Origin of the sequence: Micromonospora sp. WMMB235, assembly GCF_001855515.1 — a bacterium.
Lineage (GTDB): Bacteria > Actinomycetota > Actinomycetes > Mycobacteriales > Micromonosporaceae > Micromonospora > Micromonospora aurantiaca.
Genome location: NZ_MDRX01000001.1, coordinates 3,088,958 through 3,102,128 on the forward strand (window position 1 = coordinate 3,088,958; position 13,171 = coordinate 3,102,128).

The 13,171-nt window shown below is 73.1% G+C and carries 9 protein-coding genes; 3 read left to right on the forward strand and 6 right to left on the reverse strand.

What is annotated here, in order from left to right; all coding sequences use genetic code 11:
• Positions 1–34: 34 nt before the first annotated feature.
• The 4 genes from BFV98_RS12905 to BFV98_RS12920 all read right to left on the reverse strand — a co-directional run bounded on the left by BFV98_RS12905 (position 35) and on the right by BFV98_RS12920 (position 5,694).
• Positions 35–2,473 (reverse strand): glycoside hydrolase family 2 protein, encoded by a 2,439-nt coding sequence (locus BFV98_RS12905; RefSeq protein WP_071096429.1) that lies wholly within the window; start codon positions 2,471–2,473, stop codon positions 35–37.
• On the reverse strand, positions 2,470–3,330 hold the full coding sequence (locus BFV98_RS12910) for a carbohydrate ABC transporter permease (protein ID WP_030270116.1): 861 nt from the start codon (positions 3,328–3,330) through the stop codon (positions 2,470–2,472). Before BFV98_RS12910 ends, BFV98_RS12905 begins: the two co-directional genes overlap by 4 nt.
• Positions 3,327–4,340 (reverse strand): carbohydrate ABC transporter permease, encoded by a 1,014-nt coding sequence (locus BFV98_RS12915; RefSeq protein ID WP_013284481.1) that lies wholly within the window; start codon positions 4,338–4,340, stop codon positions 3,327–3,329. The genes BFV98_RS12910 and BFV98_RS12915 overlap by 4 nt, the downstream gene beginning before the upstream one ends.
• A 70-nt stretch (positions 4,341–4,410) precedes the next feature.
• Positions 4,411–5,694 carry an ABC transporter substrate-binding protein gene (locus BFV98_RS12920; protein ID WP_013284480.1) on the reverse strand — a complete coding sequence of 428 codons (1,284 nt, stop codon included), beginning with the start codon at positions 5,692–5,694 and terminating at the stop codon, positions 4,411–4,413.
• A 350-nt stretch (positions 5,695–6,044) separates the two neighbouring features.
• On the opposite strand from BFV98_RS12920, the gene BFV98_RS12925 reads away from it, so the two are divergent.
• Positions 6,045–7,070, forward strand: a complete 1,026-nt coding sequence (locus BFV98_RS12925) for a LacI family DNA-binding transcriptional regulator (RefSeq protein WP_013284479.1) — start codon at positions 6,045–6,047, stop codon at positions 7,068–7,070.
• Positions 7,071–7,081: 11 nt separating this feature from the next.
• Here BFV98_RS12925 and BFV98_RS12930 read toward each other — a convergent pair whose 3' ends face one another.
• Positions 7,082–9,463 (reverse strand): EAL domain-containing protein, encoded by a 2,382-nt coding sequence (locus BFV98_RS12930; protein ID WP_071096430.1) that lies wholly within the window; start codon positions 9,461–9,463, stop codon positions 7,082–7,084.
• Between the two features lie 430 nt (positions 9,464–9,893).
• Here BFV98_RS12930 and BFV98_RS12935 point away from each other — a divergent pair, with 430 nt between their 5' ends.
• The gene (locus tag BFV98_RS12935; RefSeq protein ID WP_071096432.1) at positions 9,894–10,277 is read left to right on the forward strand and encodes a PH domain-containing protein; all 384 of its coding nucleotides are present in this window, start codon (positions 9,894–9,896) and stop codon (positions 10,275–10,277) included.
• Between the two features lie 11 nt (positions 10,278–10,288).
• Here the strand turns inward: BFV98_RS12935 and BFV98_RS12940 are convergent, their stop codons facing one another.
• Entirely contained in the window at positions 10,289–11,215 is a 927-nt protein-coding gene (locus BFV98_RS12940; protein WP_071096434.1) for a 2-hydroxyacid dehydrogenase, read from the reverse strand.
• 143 nt (positions 11,216–11,358) lie between these two features.
• Here BFV98_RS12940 and BFV98_RS12945 point away from each other — a divergent pair, with 143 nt between their 5' ends.
• Positions 11,359–13,164, forward strand: coding sequence for a SpoIIE family protein phosphatase (locus BFV98_RS12945; RefSeq protein WP_071096436.1), 1,806 nt, complete (start codon positions 11,359–11,361; stop codon positions 13,162–13,164).
• Positions 13,165–13,171 lie beyond the last annotated feature (7 nt).

The window sequence follows — 13,171 nt, forward strand, 5'->3', positions numbered from 1 at the left end:
ATCTTCAAATCGATGGAGATGCGGGTATGGCCCCTCAGACGAGGTCGTTGACGCAGCGCAGCACCGGGCGGCGGGTGAGCGCGTCGGCGTCGAGCGGGCCGGGCGCGTGCACGGTGAACGTCGCGCTCTCCCCCGGCAGCAGCGTCACCAGCGCCCGGTCCACCTGCGCGGCCGGATCGAGGCGATCAGGGAACAGCGTCAGGTCGCGCAGCACGGTCCGGGCGGTCACCCGGACCCGCCGGCCGCCGTCGACCGGCTCGACAGTCGCGTCCCACTGCGCCGCCGGCCACCGCACGTCGCGGTCCTCGGCGAAGAACCACAGCGCGCGCTCCGCGGCGTCCCCGGCGTCCGCGACGAGCAGTTCCGCGCGGCCGTCGTCCGGCCGCGCCAGCTCCGCCGGCAGCGCCAGCACCACCGAGGAGTACGCCGGGACGTCGAGGTCGACCGAGGTCTTCGCCCTCGGCTCCCCGGTGAACGCCAGCCGGGTGACGGTGGCCGGCCCGCTCCACGCCCGATCGGTCTCGTTCACCGCCACCAGCGCCAGTCCGCCGTCGCGCGGCTGCACCGTCAGCAGCCGGTCGGCGTAGGCGCGGCGCAGCGCGTACCAGAGGGGTTTGCGGCGGCCGTCGCCGTCGATCGCCGACCAGGACGTGACCGGCCAGCAGTCGTTCAGCTGCCACACGACGGTGCCGGTGCAGACCGGCCGGTGCGAGCGGAAGTGCTCCACCCCGAGCTGGATGGCGCGGGCCTGGTTGAGCTGGGTGAGGTAGTGCCAGTCGTCGAAGTCGGCGGGCGGCGGCAGGTGGGCGTCGAGCCCGCGCCGGAGCTTGCCGTCCCCGTCCGCAGCCTTCTGGTGGTGTGCCATGCCCGGCGAGTCGTGCGTGAGCGGGTCGTCGGAGAGTGCCCGGCGCAGCGTCGCGTACGCGGGCGGCGCCTGGTAGCCGAACTCGGCCACGAAGCGTGGAACGTAGTCCCGGTAGCGGGTGTAGTCGTCGGTGTTCCACACGTCCCAGATGTGCGTGGTGCCGTGCGCCGGGTCGTTGGGGTGGACGTCCTCGCTGCCGGACCAGGGGCTCCCCGGCCAGTACGGGACGGTCGGGTCCAGCTCGCCGACGATCGCGGGCAGCAGGTCCAGGTAGTAGCCGCGTCCCCAGGTGCGTCCGGCCAGGGGCTCCTGCCAGTCCCAGTCGTGCCAGCCCCAGATGTTCTCGTTGTTGCCGGTCCAGAGCACCAGCGACGGGTGCCCGGCGAGGCGGGTCACCTGCTCCCGCGCCTCCGCCTCGACCTCGGTGCGGAACGGCTCCTCCTCCGGGTACGCGGCGCAGGCGAACAGGAAGTCCTGCTGCACCAGCAACCCCGTCTCGTCGGCGAGGTCGTAGAAGTCGTCCGACTCGTACCGGCCGCCGCCCCAGACGCGCAGCAGGTTGACGTTCGCGCCGGCCGCTTGGCCGAACCGCTCCGCGAGGCGCTCCCGGGTGACCCGGTTGGGGAACGCGTCGTCGGGGATCCAGTTGACGCCTTTGACGAACACCGGCACGTCGTTGACGTGCAGCGTGAACGGGGTGCCGTGGGCGTCGGGCGTGGTGTCCAGCCGGACCGAACGGAACCCGATCCGGCGGGCGGCGGCGTCCAGCTCCCGGCCGTCGGCGCCGTGCAGGGTGACGTCGAGGTCGTACCGGGGCTGGTCGCCGTACCCGATCGGCCACCACAGCGCGGGGTCCGCGACGGTGAGCGTCACGACGGCGGTCCGCTCCCCCGCCGGTACGGCGACGTCGGCGGTGACCCCGGCGACGGCGGCGCGGACGGTCAGCGGCTCGTCGCCGGCCCGCTCGACCTGCACGTGCAGCTCGACCCGGCCGACGTCGTCGGCCACCGTGACAATCGGCCGGACCGACGCGAGCCGGGCGGTGGACCAGGCGTGCAGGCCGATGTCGCGCCAGATGCCGGCGGTGACGAGCGTCGGCCCCCAGTCCCAGCCGAAGTTGCAGGCGGTCTTGCGGATGAAGTGGAACGGCTCCGGGTACGCGTTGGGCCGGTCACCGAGCCGGTCCCGGTGCGCCTCCGCGTACCGGTACGGGGAGTCGAAGCGTACGGCGAGGGTGTTGCCGTCCGGGCGCAGCAGCGCGCGGACGTCGAAGCGGTACGAGCGGTGCTGGTTCTCGGTGCGGCCGACCTCGACGCCGTTGAGCGTGACGGTGGCGACCGTGTCGAGGCCGGCGCAGACCAGGTCGACCCGCTCGTCGTCACCGGGCTGCCCGGCGAACGTGGTCTCGTAGACCCAGTCGGTGCGGCCGATCCAGGTGAGGCGGTTCTCGTTGTCGTCCAGGTACGGGTCGGGGATGAGGCCGGCCGCGAGCAGGTCGGTGTGGACGCAACCGGGGACCGACGCCGGCACCGCCGTCCCGGCGATCTCCGCCGGCCCGGGCTCGGCCCGCAGCGTCCACCCCTCGTGCAGCAGCGTTCGACGGCTCACGACTTCACCGCGCCTTCCATGATTCCGCGGACGATCTGACGTCCACCGATGAACAGCATGACCAGCAGGGGAACGGTGGCGATGAACGCGCCCGCGAGCACCCGCCGGTAGATCACGTAGTTGCCGCTGGCCAGGTCGGAGACCGCCACCATCGACGTCGGGTAGTCGGTGCCGCTGAGCGTGATCAGCGGCCACTGGAAGTCGTTCCAGGTGGCCACGAACGTGAGCAGGCCGAGCACCGCCAGGGCCGGGCGGATGGCCGGGAGCACGATGGTCGCGTACACCCGCATGGTCGTGGCGCCGTCGACCCGGGCCGACTCGATCAGCTCGTCCGGGACGGTGTTCACGATGAACTGCCGCATGTAGAACACGCCGAACGCGGTGACCAGGCCGGGCGCGATGACGGCGAGCAGCGTGCCGTTCCAGCCGAGCTCGCCCATCACGATGTAGAGCGCGACGATGCCGAGCTGGTTGGGCACGGTGAGCGTGAGCACCACGAACAGCATGAGCGCGCGGCTGCCCTTGAAGCGCAGCTTGGCGAAGGCGAAGCCGGCCAGCGAGCAGAAGAACAGCACCGAGGCGGTCACCACCACCGAGACGATGACGCTGTTGACCAGTGATGCGGCGAAGTAGACGTCCTGGAGGGAGAAGACCTCGTCGACGTTGGTGAGGAAGCGGTCGCCCGGTACGACAGCCGGTGGCAGCTTCGCCAGCGCCTCGTCGTCGCTGGTGGCGATGACGAACATCCAGTAGAGCGGGAACGCGGCGAACAGCATGCTCACCGCGAGGAGCAGGTAGGTCCAGAGCCCGGCCGGGGTGTCCTGTGGCGCCCGGGCCACCACGCGTCGCGTCGTCACCGGCGGCCTCCGGAGAGTCGGTTGGTCAGGAGGTAGTTGACGCCTGCGACCACCAGGATGATCAGGAACAGCGCCCAGGACATCGCGGCGGCGTACCCGAGGTTGAGGTCCTTCCAGCCGACCTTGTAGATGAGCTGGGCGATGGTCTGCCACTCGCCGTCCGGCCCGCCGGTCGCGGCCTGGGCGTTCGGGTCGAACAGCATCGGCTCGGTGAACAGCTGCAACCCGCCGATGGTGGACAGGATGACCGTGAACAGGACCACCGGCTGGATCATCGGGACGGTGATCCGCCAGAGCTGCTTCCACGGCCCGGCGCCGTCGATCGCCGCGGCCTCGTAGACGTCGCGCGGGATGGACTGCATGGCGGCCAGGTAGAGCAGCGCGTTGTAGCCGATCCACTTCCAGTTGACCATGGTGGCGATGGCGATCCAGGCGTGCAGCTTGTCCGCCCGCCAGTCGATCGGGTCGTCCGGGCCGCCGATGCCGAGCAGGCCGAGCGCCCAGTTCGCCATGCCGAAGTCGCGGGAGAAGAAGACGCTGAACACCATCGTCGAGGCCACGATCGGTGTCACGTACGGCAGCAGCACGCCCACCCGCCACCACGTCTGCGCCCGCAGCTTGCGGTTGAGCAGCGACGCGACGAGCAGCGCGAGCAGCAGTTGCGGCACGGTGGAGAGCAGGAAGATGCCGAACGTGTTGTAGAGGGCGTTCCAGAAGTCCTCGTCGGCGAACAGGCGGCTGAAGTTCTCGGCGCCGGCCCAGTACGGCAGCGTCGGGTCGTCCAGCCGGTAGTTGCGCAGCGACACGACCGCGTTGAACAGCAGCGGGAACAGCCCGAACACGAGGAAGAGCAGGAAGAACGGCGCGATCATCAGGTACGGCATGTACCGCATGTCGAAGCGGTACAGCCGGTCGCGCCAGGTCATCCGCCGGTCGCCGGCGCCGGTACGGCCGCGCTTGCGCGCGGGTGGGCGGCCGGGCGGCGCGGGCGCGGCACGGGTGCTGGACATCGGTTCACTCCAGGGCCGGGAGATCGGACGGTGACGGGGCGGACCGGGCCGCCCCGTCACCGCTGACACGTCAGGACTTGGCGGCCTTCTCGGCCTCCTTGACCGCCTCGGACCAGGCGGCGTCGGACTTGAGCGACTTGTTCTCCACCCGCCGGATCACGTTCTCCACCGCCACCCGGGTCGGGCCGTTCTTCCGGCCCAGGTACTGCGGGGTGAGGCCCTGCGCCATCTTCGGGAAGATCTGGCCGACCGGGGCGTCGTTGAAGAACGGGTTCTTGAAGTCGGCGATCGCCGGGTCGGTGTAGAGCGCCGGCTGCGACGGCAGGTTGCCGACCTTCTTGAAGATCTCGATCTGCTGCTCCGGCGCGACCAGCCAGGTCAGCAGCTTGTACGCCTCGTCGACGTTCTTGCCCTGCTTCGGGAGCGTCAGGAAGGAGCCACCCCAGTTGCCGCCGCCACCCGGTACCGCGGCGATGTCCCACTTGCCCTCGGTGCCCGGCGCGGTGTCCTTGATGTGGCCGAGCATCCAGGCCGGGCAGGCGAGCACCGCGAACGCGCCGCTGGTGAAGCCCTTGTCCCAGTCGGCCTGGAAGCTGACCAGGTTGGCCGACAGCCCGGCGCCCACGGCCTTGACCGTGTAGTCGAACGCCACCTTCGGGCCCTGCTCCATCCGGAGCTGGTCCTGCTCGTCGTAGAAGCCGACCGGCTGCTGGCCGAGGATCGGGTTGAACAGGTTGGTGCCGGCGTCGATGAACTTCTTCTTCGTCGTGGCGGTGTACTGCTGGCCGACCTCGATGAACTTGTCCCACGTGGGCCAGAGCGCTGACACCTGGTCGCGTTCGGTGGGCAGGCCGGCGGCCTTGAACAGGTCGGTGCGGTAGCACATGGCCAGTCCGCCGACGTCGGTGCCGAGGCCGATCTGCGTCTTGCCGTCGGCCGACAGCGACTGCTTCCACTTCCAGGGCAGGTACTTGCTCTCGTACGAGCCGGCGCCCTTGTCGAGCAGGTTGACGAACTTGTCGGACTGGCTGCGGAACTGGACCATGAAGCCCTCGTCGATCGCCGCGATGTCCGGCGCCCCGTTGCCGGCGACGAGCTTCTTCTGCAGGTCCTCGTGCTGGGCGTTGTACTCGCCCGAGTTGAGCTGGATCTTGACGTTCGGGTGTTCGGCCTCGTACTTGGCCTTCAGATCCTGGAGCCCGAAGTCGCCCCAGAAGTTGATTTTCAGCGTGACCTGACCACCGGCCGAGTCCGAGCCGCCGGTGGTGCTCCTGCCGCTACAGGCGGCGATCATGACCAGGCTGACGGCACCGACGGCGGCCACGCGCGCCAGGTGCGTCCAGGACCGTTTCATGTCATCCTCCGCGCCGAATGGGAACGCTCCCGATATCGAGGAACGTTGACTGAACCGGATAAGTGAGGCCACCGTACGGTTCACCTTCAGGGCTGTCAACGGGCGGTTACCGATGTGCCCGTCCGGTAACCTCGCCGCCGCTCACGACTGCCGTTCACGGCCGTCCAGGGCAGGTGCCGGGCGATCGGCGCTCTAAGCTGAACCGCACAAGCGACGGCCGCCGGAACCCGTCCACCGCCACCCGCCGGTGGCACCCGGGACCGGCGCGGCGTGCAGTAGCGTCACCAGACGCCGGCGACCCGGCGACCGAGAACGCCCGCGAGGGCCGGACACAGTGGAGGAACGCTTCGGTGAAGCGGCCGACCATCGCCGACGTCGCCCGGCGCGCCGGGGTCTCCAAGGGCGCGGTGTCGTACGCGCTCAACGGCCAGCCCGGTGTCTCCGAGGCGACCCGGCAGCGGATCCTCGCCATCGCCGCCGAGATCGGGTTCCGTCCGAGCAGCGCCGCCCGCGCACTGTCCGGCGCCACCGCCAAGGCGGTCGGGCTGGCGCTGTGCCGCCCCGCCCGGATACTCGGCATCGAGCCGTTCTTCATGGAGCTGATCAGCGGCGTCGAGGCCGAACTGTCGGCCCGCTCGTACGCGCTCACGCTCCAGGTGGTCAGCGACCAGGAGGCCGAGATCGCCGTCTACCGGCGGTGGTGGGCCGAACGCCGGGTGGACGGTGTGCTCGTCTGCGACCTGCGCACCGACGACCGGCGGGTGCCGGCACTGGAGGAACTGCAACTGCCGGCGGTGGTGATCGGCGGACCCGGGCACACCGGCGGCCTGGCGAGCGTCTGGGCCGACGACGCGGCGGCCCTCGTCGAGACGGTGGAGTACCTGGTCGCGCTCGGCCACCGGCGCATCGCCCGGGTCGGCGGGCTGCCCACGCTGCTGCACACCGAGATCCGCACCGAGGCGTTCACCGGCGTGTGCCGGCGGCTCGGGCTGGACGAGGCGACCACCGTCTGGTCCGACTACACCGGTGAGGAGGGCGCGCGCGCCACCCGCCGGCTGCTCAGCTCCGCCGGCCGCCCCACCGCGGTGATCTACGACAACGACGTGATGGCGATCGCCGGGCTCTCGGTGGCCCAGGAGATGGGCCTCACCGTGCCCGGCGACCTGTCCATCGTGGCCTGGGACGACTCGCCGCTCTGCCGGCTGGTGCACCCGCCGCTCACCGCGCTGGGCCGGGACATCCCGGCGTACGGCGCGCACGCCGCCCGGCAGCTCCTGGCCGTGATCGCGGGCGAGCCGGCAGCCGTCGTGCAGGACGAGACGGCGCACCTGACGCCGCGCGGCAGCACCGCCCCACCTCGTACGACGACCCGCTGAACCGGTTCAGCTCACCGGGCGGTGGACGGATACTCCTCGAACCACGCCTCGACCCGCTCGGCGGTCGCCGGCCGGGCCAGCGCGAAGCCCTGGCCGTACCGGCAGCCGGCCCGCCGCGCGCCGGCCACCTGCCCCTCCGACTCCAGCTCCTCGACCACCAGTTCCACGCCGAGCCGGTCGGCCAGGTTCGCCACCACGTCGATCAGTGGGCGCTGACCGTCCCCACCCGGGCCGACCAGGTGCGGACCCACCTTGAGCAGGTCGATCGGCAGTCGGCGGAGCTGCGCGAGCGAGGCGTGCTCGGCCCGGAAGTCGTCGAGCGCGATCCGTACACCGATCGACCGCAGGCCGGCCAGCCGGGCTACCACTGTGGACAGCTCCAGTCCCACCACCGGCTCGGCCACCTCCACCACCAGCCGTTCCGGTGCCACGTCGTACGCGGCCAGCGCAGTCGCGGTACGCGCCACGAAGTCCGGCGCGGCCAGCTCGCGCGGCGTCACGTTCACCGCCATCCACAGCTCGCGGCCGCCCTCCGACCACGCGGCGAGCTGGCGGCAGGCCCGGTCCAGCACCCACCGCCCGATCTCGCCGGTCAGGTCCAGGTCGGCCGCCACCGGCAGCAGCTCCGCCGGGAGCACTGTGCCCAGCGCCGGGCTGCGCCATCGCAGCAACGCCTCCGTACCCACCGGCATCCGGTCGGCGAGCGCCACCACCGGTTGGTAGACCAGGTCCAGCTCACCGCGCGCCACCGCGCCGGGCAGTTCCCGCTCCAGATCCAGGCGGCGGACCAGCTGCTCCTCCAGGTAGGCGTCGTACCACTCGACCCGGTCCCGGCCGAGCTGCACCGCCCGGCGGCGGGCCAGGTCCGCCTGGCGCAGCACGTCCTCCGGATCGCCGCCGCTGGTCTCGGCCAGCCCGACGCTCACCCCGAGCCGGGCGACGCCTCCGGGCCGGGGGTACGGCTCGGCCAGCGCCGCCAGCAGCCGCAGGCCGAGCGCGTACGCGAGCACCGGCCCGAGATCGGTGAGGACGGCGTACTCGGTGTCGCCGAGCCGGGCCACCAGATCGTGCGTCTCGGAGCTTGCCCGCAGCCGGCGCGCGGCCTCGCTGAGCACCGGCCCCTCCGGCACGGCGCCACCCACCCCGTGCAGGTCGACGACGAGTAGCCCGCCGCCACTGCGTTCCGCCATCGCCCGGACCAGATCCACGCGGGTCAGTGGCACGGGCTCCACCGGCCGGGAGTCCGGTCCGAGCCGGCGCCGCAACCACGCCTCGCGGGCCGCGAGCCGTTGCACCCGGCGGCGCTGGTCGGCGGCGGCGAGCAGCTCACCCACCATGATCGGCGGAATGACGGCCAGGCCCAGGGCCATCGCGGCGGTACTGAACTCCCCCGCCGTCATCAGGTGGATCCCGGCGGCCAGCGCGGCGATCCCGGCCGGCGCGGTGAGGCGGGGCCAGGCAGCCGGCGCCGCGTCCCGGCCCGGCCGCTCACCGCCCGAGGTACGCCGGGCGCCTGCGGCCGTGAGCAGCGCCCCGGCCACCAGGGGCGCCGCGACGAGCGGCAGCGCCCGGTCCGGCGCGCCGTAAGCCAGCAGCACCACCAGTAGCGTCAGCCCGCCGAGCGTCAGGGCGGCCCCGGCGTGGCAGCGCGCGGCGCCCGGCCGGCGGCGGCGTTCGGCGACGGCCGCCACCGCGAGCACGGCGAGCACCACCGCGCCGCCCGCCGCCACCATTCCGGCCACGGCCGGGACCGGGCCGCCCGGCAGCAGCATCCAGCCCGCGAAGACCAGGCTGACGCCGAGCGCCAGCACGTCGACGGTACGGCGCACCAGCTCCGGGCCGGACAGCCGCGATCGGCCGGGCAGGCGCAGCAGGGCCGTCACGTGCAGCGCCCCGGTGAGGCACAGCCCGGCCAGCGCGATCGGCAGCCGGTGGGCGGCGTCGCTCAGCGGCAGCACCGCGACGGTGAGCCCGGCGACCAGGACGGCGCTGTCCAGGATGGCGGCGACCCGGCGGGACAGCGCAGCCCGGCGAGCCCGCCGCCCGGTCCTCGGGCCGAGCACCGTCGCGCCGTGCGTCACGGCGGGGTCCGGCGCTTCGCCCGTCGGCACGGGACGGCCGGTCGGCGCGCGGTGGCCGGGCGGTGCGGGACGGTCGGGCGGCGCGGGGCCGTCGGGCGGCGCGGGGCCGTCGGGCGGTGTGGCGGCTCCGGCCAGCCAGGCGAGCCGGACGCAGGCGAGGGCGAAGCCTCCGGCGACGGCGAGCGCGGCGGCTGCGGGGCCGGGCAGGGCACCGGCGACGCCGGCGAGGAGGAACGCCGTGCCGACAGTTGAGACGGCGACATCGGGCAGGACTGATCGCCGACGGGGAACGGCGGGAGGGGGGACGGGCACGGCGGTCGCCTTCGTGAGGGGGCACGGGGGCGGTGCGGTTGCGGTGCGCGGTACGACGTGCGGGGTCGGGGCGGTACGGGAACGCATCGGCGGGGACCGCTGCGGCCACGCCTAGAAACGATCCCGGAAGCGCCCGGTGACGTCACCGCCACAGTGACATCCGTCACATCAACGGCGGTCACCGGCCCGGATCACGTCCAAGATCGACGCGTCGGTCCCGCGTCGGTCTCCCGCGCGAGATCTTGGAAGGAAACGGCTCGCGGAGGGGCCCAACGCTTCCAAGATCTCCAACTCGAGCGAGATCTTGGTACCGGACCGCCCCGCGAGGGGCGGAACCGTACCAAGATCGTCAGCGGGAGCGAGGAGGGACGCGGGAGGGGTGGGGACGCCCGCGGGGTGGCGGGGACTGGCCGGGTGGGATCATCGGGGGGTGAGCCGCGCCGATACCGTCCGTTTCCGTCACAACCAGGCCATCCTGGTCGCCGCGATCGTCGCCTTCATCGGCGCGCTGCCGCTGGCCTCCGCCCGCTGGTGGCTGCTCTGGGTGCTGCTCGTGCCGCTCGCCGTCGCGGTCTGGGCGTGGCGGGCCGGCACCGACGCCGATGCCCGGGAGCTGCGGCTGCGGGCGCTCGTCGGGCAGCGCCGGGTGCCGTGGAACCAGGTCGCCGAACTCGCCGGTGACCCCCGCGGCCGGGCGGTGGCCCGGCTCGACGACGGCGAAGTGGTGATGCTGCCGGCGGTACGCGCCACCGAACTGCCCCGGCTGATCGCCGTCACCAGGCAGGAGCTTCCGGACACCGGCAGCGATCATTAAGCCACCCGCGATCAGTAGCCGTCGACCACCCGGTTCGTCAGCTCCTCCCCGGCCACGTACCGGCGCAACTGCTCGCCCACGAGGCGGTACGCGCGGGGCAGCAGCCCGCGTACCGAGCCGGCGACGTGCGGGGTGAGCAACACGTTCGGCAGCTCCCACAGGGGATGGTCGGCGGGCAGCGGCTCCGGGTCGGTGACGTCCATCGCCGCGCGCAGGCGGCCCGAGGTCAGCTCGGCCACAAGCACCGAGGTACGTGCCACCGGACCGCGGGCGGCGTTGACGAGCAGCGCGCCGTCAGGCATCGCGGCGAGGAAGCGCTCGTCGACCATGCCCCGGGTCTGCTCGGTCAGCGGCACCAGGAGGACCACCACGTCCGCCTCGGGCAGCAGCGCGGGCAACTCGTCCACCCCGTGCACGCCCTGGCCGGGTCGCGGCGTACGGGCCACGAGCGTGAAGCTCACCTCGAACGGGGCGAGCCGGTCGCGTACCGCGGTGCCGATCGAGCCCGCGCCGACGATCAGCACCCGCTTGCCGGCCAGTTCGTCGGTGGGCGCCACCTCGTCGTACGCCCACTCGCGCCGGGCCTGCGCGCGGGCCAGCGGCGCGAATCCGCGCAGCGAGGAGAGGATCGCGGCGACCACCCATTCGGCGGTGGGTGAGTCGTGCACGCCCCGGGCGTCGCAGAGCGTCACGCCGTCGGGGATCCGCCCCACCCAGGCGTCCGCCCCGGCGGAGAGCAGTTGCACCACCTCGACGTCGGGCAGCTCGGCGAGGAGCGCCCCGGCGTCCGGGCCGGACAGGAACGGTGGCACCCAGAACCGCACCCCGGACGGGGACGACGGCGGCCGCCGCGGGTCGTCCAGCAGCTCCACGGTGACGCCGGGCGGCAGCTCGCCGAGCAGCCGGCGGCCCTCCGGGTGCGGGATCCATACCTTCACGACCGCCGACGATATCGGCCCCGGACCGGCCGGCGCGGCGTGACCCGTGACGAACACCGCGCCGGGAATGGAGTGGCGGCCCGGCGGGGTATAACCGAGAACGGGATGCCGGTCGGGTGTTCCGCTTGCTGAGGGCGGTGGCGATGAGCGAGGACGGCCGGGGACGGGTGTCCGTGCCGATTCCGGCGCTCGCCGACCCCGACCGGTTGCGTTCACTCGACGAGACCCGGCTCGACGCCGTACCGGACGAGGCGTTCGACAGGTTCGCGCGTCTGGTCGGCGATCTGCTGGACGTGCCTGTCGCACTCGTCTCCCTGGTGGACGCCGAGCGCCAGTTCTTTCCCGGCGCGACCGGCCTGCCGGAGCCGTGGGCGGCCCGCCGGGAGACGCCGCTGAGCCACTCGTTCTGCCAGCACGTCGTCGACATCGAGATGCCGCTGGTGCTGCCCGACGCCCGCCTCTACCCGCGCGTACGCCTCAACCTGGCGATCGAGGACCTGGGCGTGGTGGCGTACGCGGGCATGCCGCTGACCGACCTGGAGGGGCGGGTGCTCGGCTCGCTCTGCGCGATCGACAGCAAGCCCCGGGCCTGGACGAAGGAGCAGCTGCGGACGCTCGCCGACCTGGCTGCCGCGTGCTCCTCGGAGCTGCGACTACGTATTGCGGTCCGCGGCGCCGAGCAGGCCCGCCGCCGCGCCGAGGAGGCGCACGACCGGCTCGCCATGCTGGCCGGGATGAGCGAGATGCTCGGCGGCACGCTCGACGTGGCCACCGCCGTGGACCGGCTCGGGCACGCGATGGTGCCGCTGCTCGCCGACTGGTGCCTGATCACGCTCGTCGACCCGGCGGGCCGGCCGCGCACCGTCACCGGCGTGCACCGCGACGCCGAGCGCGAGGCCGACCTGACCCGCTTCGCCGAGTTGCTGACCACCGGGCTCAGCGCGGAGTCGCAGATCCGGTCGGTGCTGCGTACCGGGCGGCCGGCGGTGCGCGCAGTGGCCGACCTGGACGACGTGGCGCGCGGGACCAGGCGCCCGGAGCTGGTGCCGCTCGCCGACCGGCTCGGCATCGGCTCCCACCTGACCGTGCCGATCACCGCCGCCGGGGACCGGGTGATCGGGGCCGTCACGCTGGTCAACCGTCAGGGGCGGCGCGGTTTCGACGCCAGCGACCTGCGCACCGCGCAGGACATCGGGGTACGTGCCGGACAGGCGGTCGGCAACAGCCGCCTCTACGGGGAGCAGCGGCACGTCGCCGAGGTGCTCCAGCACAGCATGCTGCCGAGCCTGCCGGCCGTGCCCGGAATCGAGCTGGCCGCCCGCTACCTGCCGGCCGCCGACCGGGTGGAGGTGGGCGGCGACTGGTACGACGCGTTCGTCCAGCCCGACGGCGAGCTGATCGCCGCGATCGGCGACGTCGCCGGGCACGACATCGAGGCGGCGGCCACCATGGGCCAGTTGCGCAACCTGGTGCGGGGCAACGCGTACGGGCGTAACGACCCGGTGGAGGATCTGGTCGCCCACCTCGACCAGGCCATGGGCGGGCTGCGGGTGCCCACCGTCGCCACCGCCGTGCTGGCCCGGGTCCGCCCGGCCGACGACGGGCTGATGGTCTTCTGGTGCAACGCGGGGCATCCTCCGCCGCTGCTGGTCCGCGCCGACGGCACGGTCTCGGTGGCTGACGGCCGCGGGCCGCTGCTCGGGCTGGCCCGGCCGCCCCGGCGTACCGGCCGGACGCTGACCCTGGCACCGGGCGACACGCTGCTGCTGCACACCGACGGGCTGATCGAGCGCCGGGACCAGCCGATCGACGAGGGACAGGCCGAACTGCTCGCCCACCTCGAGGCCGGCGGGCCGGGCGTACCGCTGGACCTGCTCTGCGACCGGCTGCTCGCCGCCGCGCACCGGCGCGAGGACGACGTCGCCCTGCTCGCGCTGCGGGCCGGCTGACCGGCAC